Genomic DNA, 20,490 nt, shown 5'->3' on the forward strand with positions numbered 1-20,490 from the left:
TCAGCCCCTATCCTTTAATTGAAACACCTTATTCGGATTCAAAATACTTTGCGGGTCAAGAGCTCTCTTTATTTTTTCCATTACGAATAATGCCGCCCCATGTTCTTCTTCTTGATACTTCCTTTTTCCGATTCCGACGCCATGTTCTCCTGTACACGTTCCCCCTCGTTTAAGAGCATACAAAACGATATTTTCATTTATTTCGTCTGCCTTTTCCACTTCTTCTTTATCGTTTGGATCAACCATTAAGAGCACGTGGAAATTCCCATCTCCTACATGACCAAGAATACCACCAACAAGACCAACCTTATCTAATGTATCTTTCGCATGTTGAATTGCCCCAGCCAATTCTGAAATTGGTACACATACGTCTGTACTCATAAGCTTTTTACCAGGATAGCTATGAACGTAAGCGTATGCTAGGTTATGCCGTGCATCCCATAATTTATTTCTCGCTGCAGTTTCCGTTTCAAAAGCAACTTCTTTACATTTATGATCAAAAACAATTTCTTTCGTAAACTCAATATCTTGCTTTAGCCCTGCTTCATTACCGTGAAACTCTAAAAACAATGTAGGTTCTTCTCTGTAAGTTGTTTCACTGTAATGATTGACTTGTTTCATAGATAGTTCATCGACGAGTTCAATTCTCGCAATCGGAATACCCGCTTGTAATATGTTAATAACAGCTTCTACTGCATCATTTATAGCCGGAAACGATGCTCTTGCGGCCATAACATGCTCTGGTATACCGTATACTTTTACAGTTAATTCCGTAAAACATCCAAGCGTCCCTTCTGAACCTACGAAAATACCATTTAAATGATAACCTGATGACGACTTCGCTGCTAAATTTCCAGTATGTATTACTTCTCCATCAGCAAGAACAACTTCTAAATCACGAACTTGATCACGCATTACCCCATACTTAACCGCTGTCGTTCCGCTCGCATTTGTGGCAGCCATTCCACCTAACGTTGCATCTGCTCCTGGATCCACACTAAAAAACAATCCATACTTTTTCAATTCTTTATTAAGCTGAGAGCGAGTCACTCCCGGTTGTACTCTCACTAGAAAATCTTTCTCTCTTATTTCAAGAATTTTGTTCATTAATGAAAAATCAACCGTAATCCCTTTTTCATAAGGAATTACGTGTCCTTCTAAACTAGAACCTACCCCAAACGGAACGACAGCTGTTCCGTGCTCACTCGCTACTTTCATTATCGCGCTAACCTCTTCTGTCGTTTTCGGAAAAACTACTACATCAGGTAAACTACTAGCATGATAAGATTCATCTTTACTATGTAACTCTCTTACTGTCGTATTCACAACTACTCGATCTTCGGGAAGTACACCCTTTAGTTCATTTACTAAGCGCTCTACTGTTATTTCCATTGTACACTCTCCTACTTTCTATAAATTAGAATTACAAAATATGTTAAGTGTTTTATACATAATAATCCGAAAAATTAAATAATTCAAGTTTTACATATATGAAATTCGTTTCCTACTATCGAATAAACAAAAAGAACTTGCAATTAATTGAATATAGGATAAATAGTATAATAAAACAAAACCAGACCTTATATTTAGAGTTTTTGAGTTTGATTATATATAATCAAACTTTTTGTTTGTATGGGGTAGCACAAACAAAACGCGAATTTCGTACGTTAAGGATATCCAATATAAAAAATCCCAATCTCTCAGTGATATACATAAGAAATTGAGATTTAATTATTTAACAATTGCACTCAACTGTTAAATAATATCTATTTTTTTCATACGCTTTACAAACCTATAACCTGTTATCTCGTAACCAAGGAATTTATATAGTTCGTGTGCCTTTATCCTCTGTTCACTTTTTCCACTTAGAAGATAAATAAAATTAGAACCCCTTTTCAAAGACCATTCTTCCACATATTTAATCAATGCTTTCGCAATACCTTGACCACGATATTCTTTCTTTGTAACTAGCGATGTTATTTGAATCTTTTCATCATTGTTTGTGTACGTTGTATGAATTGTTATTCCTATCATCCCTACTAAGTTATTATCATTTATTGCAACAAAGGTGTAGTAATTTGGATTGGATTCGATACGTTGCATTCTTACTTTCATTTCATCTAATGAACTGGGATAACCTAAATATGGCATTAAATCTGTAAATTGTTTGATGTCATCAGAATTATATTTTCTTATCTCCACTAAGGAACCCCCCACATTTTTTCTCCAATTATATCATCTTTAATATTACAATATTTGTCTTAACGTACAGAATCCACGTTATGTTGTTGTACCCCATGCCCATCAACTTAAGAATTTAGAACTCCCCCATAAAGGCCCCTCATACATAATTGATGTTCTGCCATTTGTAGAAAACAATCCGCTTATACCATTTTAACAAGAAGAAATATCTCGTCCATGTTGTAATATTGGCTTACGTTAAACTTATGAAAAAAACATATTCATGTATAATACAATTGATGTATGATACATTAGTTATAGGAGGGTGACCTATTTGAAAAGAGAAGATGCCTTAAAACTAAGAACAGATATTAAGAAAATGATTATAATAACTGGGGTTTTTGAATCTCAAAATTTGCCCAATGGACCATTTGAAAAACCTTTACCAACTTCTCAAATGATGGCGTTAGAGGAACTAGAGATGGAAAAATTAACTGTTTGGCAACTATCCAATAAACTTAGATTAGAGACTTCAACTGTAAGTAGATTGGTAGATAAGTTAGTAAAAAAGGGGCTTATTTATCGTGAAGTAAATGAAAAAAATAGAAGAGAACTTTTTCTGCACCTCACAGAAAAAGGTCACATAACTGTTAATTGCTTAAGAGAGCAATCCATTACATTTTATCAAAGTATTCTCAATAATTTATCAGAATCAGAACAAAAAATAGTTGTGGATGGTTTTGAATTATTTATTGATTCTATTTCTAAGCCTTTTGATTAGAGCGAGGTAAATCATAACATTTGGAGGGTAAAATGAGTTTGGATTTTGAACGTCCTATTATTGAATTAAAAGAGAAATTTGATGAATTAAAGAAAATTATGAAAGAAAATAATGTAGATTTATCGCCAGAAATTCATGTATTAGAAAAACGTTTAAATAAAATGCAAGATAAAATTTATTCTAATATTACACCTTTTCAACGAGTTCAAATTGCAAGGCTACGTAACCGGCCCACGACATTGGACTATATACCTTTATTGTTTACAAACTTTCTCGAACTTCATGGTGATCGATTATATGGTGATGATAAAGCAATGATAGGTGGTATTGCAAAATTTAAAGGGATGCCCGTTACGGTTATTGGTCATCAAAGAGGTAGAAATACAAAGGAAAATATAGAAAGAAATTTTGGAATGGCACATCCAGAAGGTTATAGAAAAGCGCTAAGACTTATGAAACAAGCTGATAAATTTAATCGCCCTATTATTACATTTATTGATACAATAGGCGCCTATCCTGGGAAAGGGTCTGAAGAACGTGGAATTTCTGAAGCGATAGCTCGAAATCTATTTGAAATGGCTACACTTAAAGTGCCAATTGTTTGTATTGTAATTGGAGAGGCATCAAGTGGTGGAGCTCTTGGCATTAGTGTCGGTAACCATATCCATATGTTAGAGTATTCATGGTACTCGGTAATTTCGCCAGAAGGAGCAGCATCTATCCTATGGAAGGACGCTAAGTATGCTCCAGAAGCTGCTGAACATATGAAAATTTCAGCAAAAGATTTAAAACATTTAGGAATTGTTGATGAAATCATTCCTGAAATTAAAGGTGGAGCACAAAATGATATAAAATCACAGGCAAAAGTGATTGAGTCTGTAATCGAATCCTCTCTAAAAAAATTGATACTATTATCCTCGGAAGAGCTTATACAACAGCGGTATGAAAAGTATAGACAAATAGAGAATTATAAATGAAAATATTTAAAGTCCGTATTACATTTCGGAGCATTCCCACAAAAAAATTCTAAATATTTTGTAAGTAACCTCTTAAACTGGGATATGCTGATACTATTACTCTACAAAAGGTGTGTGATCGGTATGGAAAAGGAAAATTTGTTCAAATGGAAGCATTATCACATACCCATCAACTTAAGAAATTAATTGTTCCCCAAAACGAAAAAATGAGCTAAATTCTCATCAATAACTGTAAAAAGGTGAAAACTTCGGTATGGGGGTATCTCAAAAGCTTAGGTTGATGGCAATGTGGCGTGACCCCTGTATGTAAAAATACATCCATTAAATCAATCTTTTTTGAGATAATGGATGTATTTTTTTTATTTTTCATTTACCTACATTTTGATTATTATATTACATATAATACCGTAGATATTTAAATGTAATATAATAAAAAAGGCACTACATCATTAAAATGTAATACCTTTTTAGTAGTTTGATTATAAATATTTTACCCTAGATAACAATTATGGCAAGTTCTTTTCTATAAAGTGAAACTTTAATCAGTAGGGGTTTCATCCCCCACTGATTATTAGTTGAACCAATCGGGCTTTTACGGGCAGTCCGACCCCTACCTAACTTCTTTGCTTTCGTTGAAATTTGAGATGGGGGTCTTACTGCCCGTTAATGCGGGATAAAACTATATTTTAAACGACTTCTTTATTAACAACATAAACCAAATTAAAGTAACTGCCATCAACGAATGAGAAAAACCAACAATATAAGTTAACCCTTTAAAATCCGCTCCATTTAACTGAAGAAGCCCTCTTGCTGCCAATGAACCTAACATTAATATTAATGCGATATTATGTACAACAAACCACTTATTAAAACTTTTTGCTTCATGAAACGCGAATACTTTTGCTAATCCTAAAGCAATTAAAAAGAAGAAAAAGCCAAGTACAAGTGTATGGGTATGCAAAAGATTTAACAAAGTAGATCCTACAATCCCCTTATACTTTCCATATTCCCTAGCGAAAATCCCTGATAATAAACCGATAATCAAATACGTAAACGATGCATTATATAATTTCTTCATTATGTACCTCCTTGAGTAGAATGTGTAGTGTGTCATATTTAGTAATAATGATAGTTATATAGTAAAAACTCCTAGTCACCTAGGAGTCATTGTATAAGCATCTCACTCTTTACAATCAATTTCAATTATAGAATATCCCTTTATACAAAACAAACGAACTTTATGTGAACAATCCGGACTATTTTAAAATATGTTGCGATTTTGTATTACACAATCCATACTAATTATTATAAATGTTAAAGGTGGTGCAATAGCTTGATAGTTCTTGAAACTGAACGCCTCGTTCTTCGCTGGTTTGATATAAAAGATGCTCCATTTATTCTTAAATTAGTAAACGATCCTGCATGGATTCAGTATATCGGTGATAAAAGGATTAAAAACTTAGAAGATGCAAAAAAATACATCTTAAACGGACCCATCGATATGTATAATAAAATGGGCTTTGGCCTTTACTTAGTAGAACGAAAAGAAGATTTCACTTCACTTGGTATGTGCGGTCTTATTAAAAGAGATTCATTAGAAGATGTTGATATTGGCTTTGCCTTTTTAGAAGAATTTCGTTCAAAAGGATATGGCTACGAGTCAGCCTCTGCTGTAATCGAATACGGAGTACAAAAACTAGGACTGAAACGAATTGTAGCAATTACTACTATTGATAACATCCATTCAGGAAAGCTTTTAGAAAAAGTAGGATTACAGTTCGAAGAGATCATTTCAGACTCAGGGGAAGGTTTAAAATTATTTGGGTATAACGCATATTAAATTGACAGCGTTCTCTTTTAACCTAATCAAAAAATATTTCTTCAATATATGATTAAAATACTCATCTGTTTTTTAACGATATAACAACGCTAACATTTAAATCACAACCCTAATTTTCAGTACTGTATTTATTCTTAAAACCCCTCTATCTTGTTCTTAAATTTGTCAAAACTCTTATGTAGTTACATGAAAAGTTTATGCTAATATGTTACTAAGAAACTATGCGTTCCCTTAACCCTGTATCCGGCCCTGTATTTTTTACAGGGCCTTTGTTTATTTAATTTACTTATCACGTGCTTATACACATTAAAAGTTATTTCAAATGTAATAAACAATAAATAATAAATAATAAATAATAAATAATAAAATAATAAAATAATTTTAAAATGAAATGTCCAAAAAAGCCTAATCTTTCTACAATACATTGAGAAATTAGGCTTTTTAATAGGAAAATGAAAATTCATCAACAATGAATAATTTACATGTTAGGCTTATCTGTTAAAGCAGAAATAATCCTGTTCACTAAGTCTTCTGGCATCCATTCATAATTTGTATCATTCGTTTCAGTTGGTCCTAAAGAATCAATGAACTTTTTAAACTTTGGAAATAAAACAATAGAAGTGATCCAATGGATCGTATGATTTATAGAGAAAAAATGAAAAACTCCTTGTTTTTCACCCTCCTGTAATATTGCTTTTAACTGTTCAAAACTACCTATAAAATACGGTTTAATCTTTTCTAATCTTGCACTTTCCTTAATAATCTCCTCATAGGCCAATGTGCCAATTTCAGGATTTTCTTTTATATGTGTAGTAAAAACTGTTAAATATTCTCTTAGAGCATTAATAGGATTAAATTGATTCTTCTCAAGAAAATTAGGTAACTCATTTGCAAGCCCATATTTCTTAAACACCTCATAATATAGGTTTTCTTTCCCATTAAAATAGTAAGAAGCCATAGCAACATTGACTTTCGCTTCTTTTGCAATTTCTTGTATGCTCGTACCTTCGTAGCCACGCTCTCCAAATTTTTTCTTAGCAGCCTTCAAAATATTTTCCATCGTCTGCTCTCGAGACTTCCCCATTTTACACACCTCAAATAATATATATTTCACTTCAAAAATCCAATACGGACTTTGAATAGAGTATCTTTTTAATGAAATTTAATTATATATTTAAAGTAGTAACTTAACAACCGATGAAGTCTTGATTACTTTAAACTATTGGCCACACAACGTACATCTCCTAAATCTCTCATGTCCTATGTCATCATACAAAGAATTCATTTAAAAATGAAATAAAAATAAACACCATACTTAAAACAATATCCCGCTGTGTAGCATGAATAGCTTTCCAATACTTCACACTCTTTTCTAATTGAGTATAAGAATGAACAAACAATAATAAGGACCAGAGTTTATCTGTTTTTACAGATAAACTCTGGTCCTTTCATTACATTATACAGATTTAACATAAACCTTTATACTCATATCTTGATGAAATAATTATCCATCAATTGTACTTCGTTTGCTGATTAGATTTGTTTAATCTCAATATAAGGTCCTTTGATGTTTAGTTTGTTAATGTCATTTGAGATATTACCTACAGTTGTTTTTTCATTAAACGTGTAGACCTTTTCACCATTTACAAAGATACCCCAATTTTTATCTTCGTAACTGATACCATAACCAGCATTACTAGATGTCGCTTTGAGTTGGTTTCCATTCATTGAAAAAGATAATTTCCCTTTTCCTTTGTTAAGTTGGTTATTCACATTTTTGATACTACTTATTTGTTCTTCAAGGGCTTTTTGGTTATCAAGAGTAACTTGATGGTTTTTCCAGTCTAATTTATAGTTGTTTGTAAAGAACTCATTATATGTATCTTTATTATTTGTTCCCCACCATTTTGAACTTACCCATTCGATATTGTACTGGTCTGAAATTCTACGATTTGTTATTTTTAAATCAGATGTAGATTCTGTTTTATCAGCAGTAATAACTGCTACTACATTAGGAGAAAAACCATATCCTGTTAAAGCAGGTACTGTATCTTTTGAAACAAAATTATTCGTTCCTTCATTATAACTACGTGATTTCATAAATAGTTGATTACCATAGAAAGTATTAAATGAATCACGATTATAAATTCCCCACTCCGGATAATTAAACGATTGGAATCCTACTTTCCAATTCAATTTTTTATCTGTATGAGTCTCTAATACCGTTTTATAGTCTACTTGATCGTAAGATACACTTTCTTTCCAAGCAAAGCTACCTGTAATACTCGCATCAGCATTTGGCCCTTTATCATTTACCCCAACTTTCACACTTCCGCCAAGTGTATATCCTACTTCAGAAGTAACCTTTGCTGAAGTCATTGTATTCACTGGGGCAGCTTTATGAAATTGAGCGCTGTCACCACTTGTTATTTCTGCTTCCGTATGATACGCCGATGGCCATTTTAAACCTGCGTTATAGTATCCGCCATTAATTGTATATTTCGCATCTATATTACTACCATCAGTGGTAACAATTGCAATCTTTTTATCTGCGTAAGGATCCTCAATAAAAGAAACCTTTATTGAATTTTTAATATTCTGCTTCATGTCATAAGTAGTTTTAAAACTATTATAGACTTTCCCACCATTTTGAAGATTTTCTACAGTTCCTTTAGAATCTGCAAATGCAGATGTTGCTTGTAAACCAAGTGATCCAGACATAATAACCGACGCTACCGCAACACTTTTAGCTATTCCATTTGCTTTTTTCATACAGACAGCCACTCCTTTTTAAACATTTAAAAGATATAAACGTATTATTTTTAGCTCTCAATACTAAAGATAGATTCATAACGTTACAATGTAGAAATTTATTAATCTTTATGACAATAACTATCAACACTTGTTTTGCTAATTTCTATCTCTTTTTACTGATAACTATTATCAATATTATTAAAACACAGAATAATGATTTAAACAATAATTTTAAATACATATTTAAAATTATTGTTTAAAAAAGTGCAAAAAAATTATAGAATTCTTTATTTCGAGAATTACTATATATTCATTTACCTATTGCAACCTATATTCAGATACATTATTCCCCTTCCATTCATAATAATCTAAAATCCCCTCGTAAATGGCTTCTGCTGCAATCTGTCTTCCATTTTCTGTAGATAACTTACTGTAATCAATACCATTATCTATAAAAGCAAGTTCCGTTAACACAGCTGGCATGTCATTTTCTCTTATAACATGAAGATCTCCATGTTTAACACCTCTATCCCGTGTTTGAAGTGCGTCTACTAATCGTTCTTGAATTTTTTCAGCTAAAACACGACTTTCTTCCACATGAGGATTTGTTTTTTCAGATTTAGAAGATTTATAGTAATATGTTTCTGTCCCTTTTGCATTACCGTTAAAAGCATTTGCATGAATGCTTATAAAGATATCACCCTGATTTTGCTTAGCAAACTTAACACGTTCCTGTAAAGAGCTTTTTTGATCATGTCCAGGTCTAGTATCAGATTCACGAGTTAGTAAAACTGTAAATGGAGTGTGTTTTTCAAGCAATTGTTGAAGACGTAAAGAAGTATCTAGTACAATCTTACTTTCAGGTAATCCCTTTGTGTTTTTTCCAGGATCTTCGCCGCCATGTCCGGGATCAATAATAATTGCTTTATTTTCTAAAGGATTACTTTGACTATATTGAAGCATATCTGTTTTTGCGGTTAGTTGTGCAGCTTCAGCACGTGTTATAAATCTATTTGGTTGCCAACCATTATCTGTACCAACTGAAATTTTTAAATCAATTAAGATATTTGCGAACTTTTCACCCCAATGTCCCTTTAAATCTTCAAATTTACTTTGTCTATTGTTAGTGCTTTTATTTTGTAGTTTATATGCATTCACTAGCATAGTAGCCATAGCAGCACGAGTAACTTTTCCAGAAGGATTAAATATTCCATTTCCTTCACCTTTAATTATTCCTGCCTTTTCAGCTGCGGCAATATAGGGAGTTCCCCAGTGGTTTTGTGAATCTTTAAAAGATGGTTTTGCATTTAAATCAATGTGTATACCAAGAGCCTTTGTCATAATGGTTGCCGCAGAAGCTCTATCTAATGTGTCATTTGAACCAAAAGTTCCATCTGGATAACCATTCAATACTTGCTTATCAACTAAATAAGTAACGGATTTGTCAGCCCATGCAGGAACATCTGGGAATTTATGAGTATCTGCAAAAATACTAGAAGAATAAGATAGTAGACTTCCAGCAAGAATTCCTGTAGCAATTAATTTGTTCTTCAAAATTTAGCACCTCTAAAAATTTATTACAAGTTAGTAAATATATCATTGATAGTTAATCTTTACATAATACTCCTTAGAATAAAGCCTAGATTAAGTTGGTATTAACACTATATTACAAATGGATAATTTAAAATCGAACTATTATTCCGAAAAGAATCTTCAGACATACACTTATAGATTGAAACTATTTAATATATTCACCAACATTGTGTAACTAGTATAGTTACTTATATATATGAGTGTCAATTGAAATAACCTTACAGTTTTGTAAGGTAACAAACTTAATAATATATTAAGTAATTATTACACAATGTAAATAATTATCTTTTATTTTAAGCACACTCCTTCTAAATTATCATTGATGCCTCTTTCCAGCCTTAATGCACATCTTAAAAAGAGCACTTTTGAAAAGTACTCTTTTTACTTTACACACCACTGATTCTATTAGGAAACTTTTTACGAATTATGAAGCTACAAACCTAGAATTCCTACAATCTGGCGAGCCTTAGCATTATCAATATAATAATGCATCTCTAACCCTCTTCTTTCCGCACGGAGCACGGTGCCCCTTAATTTTGATAGATGCTGTGAAACAGTGGATTGCGGGAGCCTTAATATTTCTGTCAACTGTGTAACATTACACAGTTTATGATGCATTAATTCATTTACAATTTTTAATCGAACGGGATGTGCCATTACCTTTAGTACATCTACATCTTCCTCTCGGATTTTAGCTAGATCTCTATTAGATATTAATGTTGTCATTTCGCATTCCCCTTTATTATTAATTTCTATTTTCCAATTATCCTTATAAGTAGTACTTATAGCTATTTATCATTTGTCCTGTTGAGAAAATATATTCTCGTTCTTAAACAAAAAAAGACATCAATCCTATAAACAGTTTTTACTGTTCCAATGAATTGATGCCCTCTAATTTTTAGCCAAACTATATTTTGTTTTAAAAGGATTATTTTATAACTTTGAATGAGACTTAATATTCTTTGTTACTTAAAAAGTAATACTTTTCTCCCTTGTTTAAGTACAAATTAAAATCTTGATTCCCCTTACACATATTGTAAAATCCAAAAGAAATGTTTCTTCATTTTATTTTATACAGACAGATATATTATGTATTTCTCAACAGCAATAAACGTAGCTAAATCCCCTATAATAGTATCTCTAGCTGGTAACTGTCATACCTTTTTAAAATATCACTGTCTTTAATAACAGATCCTTTTAACTTTCCTCAATTAAAATATGCTTTTTATTTCATTTTCAGTTTAACCTCAATGATATGTAAACCTCTTTTAATCTATTAATTTCCTACTAAACTTCTTCATGTAGAGATAAAGGAGACTTCTCGTTCAAATAATAAATTATGCAACATTGCATTTGATAATCATTTTCAATGTAACTATAATGATTACAGGATAACTTTTAATCCAAATATTCTATGTGGAGGTTTTATTATGTTTAAAAAAATCATTGTATCTTCTATGGCGCTTACTATGTTTGGTGGGGCTGCAACTATGCTAGAAACACCTACCGCTCAAGCGGTTTCTTATAACTCAACATCATCTTCTTACTTTGATGTCACTCCTGAAGAAGCGGCTACTTTTTATCAATCTCAGGACTATAAAAAATTCAAAGTCTTTATGGATGACTTTGAAGCTAGAAATCCTTATGTTCCTGGTGGAGGCTACGCTCAAGGTAGTGTTCGTATGCAAAAATTCAATGATGCTCTTAGAGATGCTAAATTAACAAATGTATACCAAGAATTTATTAGAATTTCGTACTACAATCATTATCCAGAACCAAAATAATCTAAACAAATAAAATGCTTATTACTTTAACTTAGCCTAATTTTAAATGTATAGCCTAAAACTAGAAAAACCACTTATATAAGTGGTTTTTCTAGTTTCTTATGTAATTTAACTGAATTTCAAGTCACCTTCACTTTAAGATTTCTCAAAATCGACATCCTCATTTTTACTTTTATGTGTAATTCTCATTTCAATATAGTTTCTTTCCAGTAAGTAAAGACTAAATTAACTTATAAAAAAGGCGTTTTAAATTTAATTCATAGATCTTACTGCAACTTGGAATTGTCCCTTAGAACCATCATCATTTGAAACGTAAATACTATACGTTCCAATTGGTAATGGAGATAAAGCATTCCGTACATTTGTAACATTAATTTGTTGTTCTCCAGGTTTTATATAACCACCAACAATTAGCTCCATATTTGGACCTTTGATACTATATCCCATTGTATGTTGACCATTATTTTTCATAAAGAAGCTTACATTTTCACTCCCATTATATAAAAAAGAAGTTATAGCCTCTCCACTATAATCCATTGTTTGAGTTAATAATATGTCTGTAGGAATATGTTCAACTATATGAATTTTATCATTCAATTTGTTTACTTCTTCAGCATAAGTATTATTTCCTAACACACAAAGTGTTAATGCTGAAATTACTCCACAACTAAACACTAGTTTATTTAACTTCATTTTAAGTTCCCCCTTGATGTTTGTATTCTATTACCATCATACATTCTTTTTTAAGTACGTTTTTATGTAATAATTCATATCTTTAAACCTATATATCTTAAATTTACACCTTAATGGTTATTAAGAAACTGACATAGATAAGGCTACAGTATTATGCTTCATAAAAAAGAACATGTAAATTTCAAAGTCTTTTTCCCACAAGAATTCATACAATTAAATACCAAGACACTCAAATAAATAGTGTTTCCATTTCAGATAAAATATACTAATAAAAAATTTTGAAATTTTCACTTTGTAATTTGATATATTCCATGTTAATATAACGAAGGTTACAAAACAGCAGTCACTACATACATTATCTTCACAGAATATTCACACTTAAAAATCATTATTTTATCAGTAACCCAATCCAAATTTCACCTATACAAAAATCCAGTTCTAGTTTTATTTATAAATATCTAAGTAGATTTTTTATCTATTTTTTCTAACTTCCTTATCAATTTTAATACGAATAATATAACAGTGCTTTTTCAAGTGCTCTTCCTATTTTAGATAGAAAGTCTACTGATACTAAACATCTAGGTTTAACTCATACATAATCCTATATACAAACTATCGGAGATGCAAAACTATGGGAATTTCTACTCTTTTATTAAATACCTTTATAATAATAATTTGTATCCTTAGCTACCATGTATTTTGGTTAGAATTTAAAGAAAAAATAACATGTAATCATATATTGATTTCTATCCTTTCCTCCGTTGCTATTATTTTTTGCATGACGTTTCCTTTTCATTTACATGCTGGATTTATTTATGATTTACGTTTTATTCCTATCATATTAGTTTTTCTATACGGAAATACAAAAAATATTGTTTTTATAGGAATTTTATATCTTTCTTATCGATTTTATTTAGGCGGAAATGGCGTTCTTCCATCATTTATTATCTTTACTATTATTTCTGTTATAACAATGTTCTTTCGTTACGTATTACCTAAGTATGTTAAAGAAAAAAAGCTATTATTAAGCTTGCTTCTTATTTTAGTATGTACAACTTCACTTTCTATCTGCGGTTTTGTAACTCAAATAAATACAGGTGGTAAAATAGACTCTACTCTCATAGAATTTTTATTAAATTATATAATCATTAATATTTTCACAGTATTATTATCAGTTTATTTAATAGAGGGAATGATTGAGAAATATAAAATGAAAGAAAAGCTGCAACGGGCTGAAAAATTTTATATAGCTAGCGAACTAGCCGCGTCCATTGCACACGAAATCCACAATCCACTAACCACAGTACATGGATTCACTCAATTGTTAAATGAAAAACATGCCTCTAAGCTACCTCAGGATCAGTACTTAGAAATCATGTTAATTGAAATGCAGCAAATACAATCTACTATTAATAACTATTTATCTTTAACAAAACCACAGAACACCCTAAAAGAGAGAATAGATATTAATCATATTTTAAATCAAGTGAAAGACACTATTTCACCACTCGCTCTATCATATAAAGTTGAAATAAAACAAAATAGTACAGATTCCTTTTATATAAATGGAGACCCCGAAAAATTCAGAATCTGTCTAAACAACATCATACAAAACGGAATTGAGGCCATGATAAATGGTGGCGTATTACAAATAAATATACAGAAAATAAAAGGGAATATTATAATCGATATTATTGATTCAGGGATTGGAATGTCCTCTCAACAAATAAAACGAATTGCTTTGCCATTCTATTCAACAACAGAAAAAGGGACTGGACTTGGCACTATGATTGCTTATAGCATTATTAAAGAATTAAACGGAGATATAGAGATAGAGAGTGAATTAGGTAAAGGGACACGTTTTTCTATTAGTATCCCATGCTAATATGACGGAATGATTTAAATGATAAAATTTTCACTACTTAACTTATTAAATAAATTTAAAAAATCCCGCTACTTGACTCATTAGTCATCTTGATTTCGCGAATGAAGTAAAAGTAATAAGGACCAAAGTTTATCTATTTTTACGGATAAACTTTGGTCCTTTAATTAAATCAAGCATACTTAAATTTTATTACTTTGCTCACATCTCTATGAAATAATAATTTATAGATTGTACCTCATTTACTGATTAGATCTGCTTAACTTCAAGATAAGCTCTCTTAATACTTGATTTCTTAATATCATTAAATACATTCCCTACAGTTATTTTCTCATTTAAAGTATAAACTTTTTTAATATGCATAACGATACTCCAGTATTTATTTTTGTAACTGATATCGTTACCTGCATTACTAACTATGAGCTTAAATTGATTTCTATTCATTGAAAGACAATTTCTCTTTTACTATTTCACTTCTACCGTATAATTCCCTGTTCCCCCGCCATACTGATACACATGTAAATAATACTTTCCTGGATACGTGTAATAACTTCCTACTAACTTATTCCCCTCTTGCTGTGCATACGTAACATAATTATTTAAATCTGCTTCCGAATAAAGAACCCAATTTACTCCGATATTATTTTCCTTCGTTACATTAATTTGCAGGTTTTTCGCTGTTTCCACATTTATTTCAAAGAAATCACTCGTATCACCATTTCCCAAACTAGCACGTAAAACTTGATTGAATTGCAGTTTATTTGCTGTCTGGAATGAATTATTCGGTTCTTTTTCTATACTATTATCTTCTTTCTTTTGAACCGTTACATTCGTTGTAACAGTATTCGCTAACCCTTTGTCATCTGTTACTGTTAATTTCGCTGTATACGTTCCTTCTTTTGTATACACGTGAGTCGGATTTTGTTCATTACTTACCGTACCATCGCCAAACTCCCATTTATAAGAAACAATTTTCCCATCTTCATCTTTTGATCCATCGCTTTTAAACGAAATTGCTTCATTTACATTTCCGCTATATGGACCATTTATAACCGCAACTGGCGTCTTATTCACAGCGCCTTCTTCAGTATTAATACCGTGGAATACAACGTCATATTCAAATTGTCCGGATGCATTCACACGGTAATTTACGAAGTAAGCTGTTACTGTTTTATAGCCTGTCCATTCTTTTGCACTTAAACGTTTTAGCGTATCATTCACGTTTTGTGTAATTGTTTTCCAGTCTTCATATTCCCCTTTTGCAGTAGTACCTGTATACGTTCCTTGTAGTGTAAATGTATTAAAGAACTGTGATTTATTTTTCTTAACTGATACATTACTTAATTTTGCTTCTGCCGTAATTTCTGCCGCAATATCTGAGACTGGTTTCGGCGCGTGAGTTGCTAAATAATCATCTGATACTAATGGCACATTATATTTCTCACGATTATCAACTAACATTTGCATATAGTCTTGATACTCTTTATTTAAATTCGCATCTTTACTTAATGCAGAGCGGTATGCATCATATGCTGTTACATCATTTTTTCTAATAAGATCATGAACTTTGTCAAACATATCATATCTCTTATTGTACATGTACGATTGTAAAGCGAAGGAATAATTATAGAAATCCCACGTTCCATACTTTGCATTTAACGTTCGCTCTGCCGTATAACGCTCTACTGGATTTGAAGAGATTCCTCCTATAATGCTCTTTCTCGGTACAACATTATCTGTTCTCGTTGCCCCTGCAAAAAACTCTGCATTTCCTTCTTCAAACCAAGATAATCTCTCATTCTCATACATCTTACCTTGTCCCCAAAGTCCTGGCACTTCATATCTACCTTGTAAGTAATGCGTGAACTCATGTCGGAACAATTCTTCCAAACTATAAATACTTTCTTCTGGCGTACGTTCATAAGTAAAGAACGTACCTGTTCCTTCTATATAAAGACCGCCGTTATTCGTTTCATATCCGTACAATTGACGGTTAAATTGATATTCAGCTGGGCTATTATAAATAACCATCGTTAATACATCATCAGGATTTCCTTTTTCTAAAGGTTGATCACTTTCCACCGTACGATGGAATTGAGCCTTCACTTCTTTTGCCGCCCAATATAGACGTTTTACTTTTTCTTCTGTCACTTTATCTCCAGCTTTTAAAACAATTGCCCCATCGTCAAATGTATACGTTTTTGGTAAATATTTTTTCTTACCATCTTCTCGTATTTGATCTAAATTAACAACGTTCCCATTTGCATCTTTCCCGCCATAATTCGTCGCAATTTGCTCAGCCGCTACGAAATATTGCTCCCCTAAATACGGATAGATTTTCATTGCATCTGTTACAACTTGCAACCCTTTCGTTCCTGTACTATGGAACGTACCAAGTCTACCTGTATAATAAATACCATTATTAATTAACCAGCCATTCTTCGCTGTCACCGTTCCAATTAAAGCAAAACGACTTAATTCATTAATATAGCTATCAATTTTTTGATACCATACTGTATCTTTCGGTGCTTTTCTCGTATCGTACAAATACGATTGAATATCGTAATCAACACCTTGCATAATATCGTAAATCGCATTTCCAGCTGAACGATTATCTACCAATGTAGAAAAATTATCATTATATTGTTTAAAAATCTTTGCAGCTGATGTGATCGTTTCCACATCACTCGAAGCATTTCCTATTAATTTCCCGTATGATGATACAACTCTATTTTGTTCTAATGTACCGAGTTTAAAATTCGGATTGCTTGCGATCATTTTCAATGCAGGTAAGCATTTATCGTGATAGCTCCGCTCATTTAGTTTACTTAATTCTGTATTATAAAATCCTAAATAAAAACCAGATCGTAACACCTCTACTAAAGTCTCAATCCCTTTTGAGTCATCTTGTGTATAAGCTTGTCCTTGCTGCTTCAATTTATCAATAATTGCCTGCACCCTACTATCATTTTGATAGAATGCAAGACTATCCTTATTAAACTGAAATAGTCCCGTAATTTGCTCCCAATCGATTGTTACAAGTAAATCCACTAACTGCTGATTGCTCAATTGATTTAATTCAGCAATTGTATACGTTTTCGCTACAGCTAATTGCTTACTTTCCTTTTTCACTTCAGGCGGTCTTTGTGACAAATCAGCAAATTGTAGCCTTTTCTCAAAAGACTTATTTTCCAACACTTTTGATGAATGAGCTAATTCTTGCACTGGTAATTGTACACCAACCGGCTCCATTTTGAGCACATTCCGATATGAAACTTGCTCTCCCTTTGTACTTTCTGCCAATGGACTTCCTTGAAAACTCCCTAACATTAAACTAGCAAAACTTACCCCTACTAACACTTTTTTTGAATAACCTTTCATGCTCTCCCCTACCTTACATTTTTTAGTGTCCCGCACCATTATTTTACTATTTTTACTTTTTATACTGTATTGAGAAAAAATAAGGTAACGTTCACACATGTATCCATACCATGGAAAATTAAAACTTGACTTTACGTGCGTTTTATATCAAAAAAGGATAGATTATAGCGAAATTCCCGCTACATCTATCCTCGTTTTCAACACTATGATTTTACCTTTATAAATGTAACTTCCGGTAATGTTTGCATATGCTGAATAAACTCATTCTTTTCTTCTGACGATATATTTTTCAGTTGCATCCCTACCTTATAAACAGTTTCTATACCTTGCTGTGAAGCTTCTACTTCATATGAAAGTATTGGAATACCTTTCACTTGTAGTGTTTCTAATATTTGTTGTACCGCTTCATGTTTATTTATACACATTTGCACTGTTATATTTTGTGGAAATAAAAATTGCACCTTAAAAATACGACTTACAATTTCTAAACCAATTAAAACGAGAATCGTCGCTCCAATGCCTACTACATACATTCCCGCTCCAATTGCTAATCCTATTCCAGCAGTAGCCCATAAACCAGCCGCGGTCGTTAATCCTTTCACCGCCTGTTTTTGAATAATAATTGTACCTGCACCTAAAAAACCAACTCCACTAACGACTTGTGCTGCAATACGGCTTGGATCTAGAGACATATGCTCTTCAAACACAATATCTGAAAAGGCATATTTCGAAACAACCATTATTAACGCACTTCCTACCGCTACGAGGAAATGAGTCTTTAATCCAGCTTCTTTCGATCGAATTTCTCTTTCAATACCAATCATTGCTCCTAACAAGCCAGCAACACCGATTCGTATAATAAAATCAAAATCTACACTCACGGGCACTTCCTCCTTTCATTCATTATAGATAGATAAAATAAAAATTATCACAAACATCCATTTATCGATATGAAGGAATACCACTAAAATACACTTAATACTCCGACCATTTTATGTTAATATTTTAAATATTAACATAAAATAAATAACTTCTGATTTTAAACCTCCACTAATTTTAAAAAAACAAAGGTGGATTACATAAAATTAGGTTGAGAAAGTTTAGAGAACGCTTTCATTTTTGTGTCATAATTGTTTATAAAAACTACATAAATAAAGGAGCTTACTAACAATGAACGTCTCATTACTTACACCTACTACCGATTTACAAGAAGAATACTTAGATTTTTATAACGAATGGAAAGATAGCGGTGAAACGATGATTCCCTGGGTTATTACAAAGGACCCTTCTAACTTCCCAGCTATGGTGCAAGAACTACTCGATGCACATAACGGAATAAATCTTCCTGAATCTTGGGTACCAGATTCTACGTATTGGCTCGTTACAGATAATAATAGAATTGTAGGAGCTGTTAATATACGTCATAGTTTAACTGAACATTTATTTAACGCTGGCGGTCATATCGGTTATGGCATTCGCCCTTCTGAAAGAAGAAAAGGTTATGCTACGAAGTTATTAGAATTATCCCTAGAAAAAACGAAGGAATTAAACATCACGAGAGCACTTGTCGTTTGCGATGAAGTAAATAGTGCTTCAGAAAAAACAATTTTACATAACGGCGGGTTTCGTGATGATGATTTCACTGAGGAAGATGGAAATGTAGTAAGAAGATTTTGGATCAAGCTATGAAGAAGTCATCCAATGAAAATAATCTTGTTATAAAGAAATATGATAAAAGTAATGAGCTAAAAGTAAAACAACTTATTGATTTATACAATGAAGAATCGTATCTATTTCACTTATTACGAGATAGTAAAACAAAATGTGCGTATGTTGCCTACTATAAAAAAGATGTAGTAGGCATCTTTTTCGCCTGGGGCAATAACTTCCATCCATATTGCACATACTTTCGAATATATACGAACCCTTTCTATTCAGAGCTACACATTGAAGAATTTTTATTAAACGAGATTTCAAAAAGAGAAAAATTCAAACTACCATTACAAACCTCTATATGGGAAACGTCAGTTCATTTAAAATCCTATTACGAAACACAGAATTTTAAGGAAATCCGAAGAACATATATGCCGATATTAGACGTACGAAAAATAGTTTCTATCGATATAGTCCCTAATTCAAATTATCATTTACAAACTTTATCAAACATCTTATCCGATAATAATTTACTAGAAAAACTAGCCTACTTAGTAAAAGAAATTTACGAGCAAACCCACTTAGCAAATCCCGTTGCTTCATTGCCGCTACAAACTTGGCAAGAGATGATTTTAGCTGATGACGTACTACTAGATGGGAGCTTTCTCATTATAGATGAAGCGCATCAAATTATGGCATACTCTTTCCTCCATTCATCAGAAAAGGATAATACATTAGAACTAGGATGGTGCGGGACTCACATTATAGATGATTTACCATTACTGAAACTACTCGTTTTCAAACAAGCTATGTATGCAAATAAACACGGCTATTCTTTCATTCAAGGTGAATTCGATTCAACGAGTATATATGCAATGGAAGTATTAAAATCCTTTCCTTTTAACCCTTGTCCTACTTGGATTACGTATCAAAAAGAAGCTAGAAAGTGTTTAATCACTTTCTAGCTTCTT

General features: G+C 32.0%; 17 protein-coding genes. 7 read left to right on the plus strand and 10 right to left on the minus strand.

The window, feature by feature from the left end:
* Window positions 1-1,392 carry an FAD-binding oxidoreductase gene (locus ATN06_RS17800; RefSeq protein WP_060631751.1) on the minus strand — a complete coding sequence of 464 codons (1,392 nt, stop codon included), beginning with the start codon at window positions 1,390-1,392 and terminating at the stop codon, window positions 1-3.
* 363 nt (window positions 1,393-1,755) lie between these two features.
* Window positions 1,756-2,202: a GNAT family N-acetyltransferase gene (locus ATN06_RS17805; RefSeq protein WP_088116105.1), complete on the minus strand. Its 447-nt coding sequence runs from the start codon at window positions 2,200-2,202 to the stop codon at window positions 1,756-1,758.
* A 313-nt stretch (window positions 2,203-2,515) separates the two neighbouring features.
* Between ATN06_RS17805 and ATN06_RS17810 the strand changes: the two genes are divergently transcribed.
* Window positions 2,516-2,962: a MarR family winged helix-turn-helix transcriptional regulator gene (locus ATN06_RS17810; RefSeq protein WP_060631752.1), complete on the plus strand. Its 447-nt coding sequence runs from the start codon at window positions 2,516-2,518 to the stop codon at window positions 2,960-2,962.
* Between the two features lie 32 nt (window positions 2,963-2,994).
* The gene (locus tag ATN06_RS17815; RefSeq protein ID WP_000050727.1) at window positions 2,995-3,939 is read left to right on the plus strand and encodes an acetyl-CoA carboxylase carboxyltransferase subunit alpha; all 945 of its coding nucleotides are present in this window, start codon (window positions 2,995-2,997) and stop codon (window positions 3,937-3,939) included.
* Window positions 3,940-4,618: 679 nt separating this feature from the next.
* Here ATN06_RS17815 and ATN06_RS17820 read toward each other — a convergent pair.
* The gene (locus ATN06_RS17820) at window positions 4,619-5,017 is read right to left on the minus strand and encodes a DUF2871 family protein (RefSeq protein ID WP_000737904.1); all 399 of its coding nucleotides are present in this window, start codon (window positions 5,015-5,017) and stop codon (window positions 4,619-4,621) included.
* 255 nt (window positions 5,018-5,272) lie between these two features.
* Here ATN06_RS17820 and ATN06_RS17825 point away from each other — a divergent pair, with 255 nt between their 5' ends.
* Window positions 5,273-5,779 carry a GNAT family N-acetyltransferase gene (locus ATN06_RS17825; protein ID WP_000636230.1) on the plus strand — a complete coding sequence of 169 codons (507 nt, stop codon included), beginning with the start codon at window positions 5,273-5,275 and terminating at the stop codon, window positions 5,777-5,779.
* A 478-nt stretch (window positions 5,780-6,257) separates the two neighbouring features.
* On the opposite strand, the gene hlyIIR is transcribed toward ATN06_RS17825, so the two are convergent.
* The 4 genes from hlyIIR to ATN06_RS17845 form a co-directional block, all read right to left on the minus strand.
* Window positions 6,258-6,863, minus strand: a complete 606-nt coding sequence (gene hlyIIR, locus ATN06_RS17830; protein WP_060631753.1) for a hemolysin II regulator HlyIIR — start codon at window positions 6,861-6,863, stop codon at window positions 6,258-6,260.
* Between the two features lie 449 nt (window positions 6,864-7,312).
* The gene (gene hlyII, locus ATN06_RS17835; RefSeq protein ID WP_060631754.1) at window positions 7,313-8,551 is read right to left on the minus strand and encodes a hemolysin II HlyII; all 1,239 of its coding nucleotides are present in this window, start codon (window positions 8,549-8,551) and stop codon (window positions 7,313-7,315) included.
* Between the two features lie 300 nt (window positions 8,552-8,851).
* Entirely contained in the window at window positions 8,852-10,087 is a 1,236-nt protein-coding gene (locus ATN06_RS17840) for an N-acetylmuramoyl-L-alanine amidase (protein WP_060631755.1), read from the minus strand.
* 471 nt (window positions 10,088-10,558) lie between these two features.
* Window positions 10,559-10,852 carry an ArsR/SmtB family transcription factor gene (locus ATN06_RS17845; protein WP_000209271.1) on the minus strand — a complete coding sequence of 98 codons (294 nt, stop codon included), beginning with the start codon at window positions 10,850-10,852 and terminating at the stop codon, window positions 10,559-10,561.
* Between the two features lie 704 nt (window positions 10,853-11,556).
* On the opposite strand from ATN06_RS17845, the gene ATN06_RS17850 reads away from it, so the two are divergent.
* A complete protein-coding gene (locus ATN06_RS17850) occupies window positions 11,557-11,910 on the plus strand; it encodes a hypothetical protein (protein WP_060631756.1) in 354 nt (117 codons plus the stop codon).
* Between the two features lie 252 nt (window positions 11,911-12,162).
* Here ATN06_RS17850 and ATN06_RS17855 read toward each other — a convergent pair whose 3' ends face one another.
* A complete protein-coding gene (locus tag ATN06_RS17855) occupies window positions 12,163-12,603 on the minus strand; it encodes a hypothetical protein (protein WP_060631757.1) in 441 nt (146 codons plus the stop codon).
* A gap of 631 nt (window positions 12,604-13,234) precedes the next feature.
* Between ATN06_RS17855 and ATN06_RS17860 the strand changes: the two genes are divergently transcribed.
* Window positions 13,235-14,488: an ATP-binding protein gene (locus ATN06_RS17860; RefSeq protein ID WP_000513010.1), complete on the plus strand. Its 1,254-nt coding sequence runs from the start codon at window positions 13,235-13,237 to the stop codon at window positions 14,486-14,488.
* Between the two features lie 462 nt (window positions 14,489-14,950).
* On the opposite strand, the gene colA is transcribed toward ATN06_RS17860, so the two are convergent.
* Window positions 14,951-17,866, minus strand: a complete 2,916-nt coding sequence (colA, locus tag ATN06_RS17870) for a collagenase ColA (RefSeq protein WP_060631759.1) — start codon at window positions 17,864-17,866, stop codon at window positions 14,951-14,953.
* Between the two features lie 203 nt (window positions 17,867-18,069).
* Window positions 18,070-18,747, minus strand: coding sequence for an MgtC/SapB family protein (locus ATN06_RS17875; RefSeq protein WP_060631760.1), 678 nt, complete (start codon window positions 18,745-18,747; stop codon window positions 18,070-18,072).
* Window positions 18,748-19,036: 289 nt separating this feature from the next.
* On the opposite strand from ATN06_RS17875, the gene ATN06_RS17880 reads away from it, so the two are divergent.
* Together ATN06_RS17880 and ATN06_RS17885 are read left to right on the plus strand one after the other, a co-directional pair.
* Window positions 19,037-19,555 (plus strand): GNAT family N-acetyltransferase, encoded by a 519-nt coding sequence (locus tag ATN06_RS17880; protein ID WP_060631761.1) that lies wholly within the window; start codon window positions 19,037-19,039, stop codon window positions 19,553-19,555.
* The gene (locus ATN06_RS17885; protein ID WP_060631762.1) at window positions 19,552-20,484 is read left to right on the plus strand and encodes a hypothetical protein; all 933 of its coding nucleotides are present in this window, start codon (window positions 19,552-19,554) and stop codon (window positions 20,482-20,484) included. Before ATN06_RS17880 ends, ATN06_RS17885 begins: the two co-directional genes overlap by 4 nt.
* Window positions 20,485-20,490 lie beyond the last annotated feature (6 nt).

Origin of the sequence: Bacillus thuringiensis (assembly GCF_001455345.1) — a bacterium.
Lineage (GTDB): Bacteria > Bacillota > Bacilli > Bacillales > Bacillaceae_G > Bacillus_A > Bacillus_A thuringiensis_N.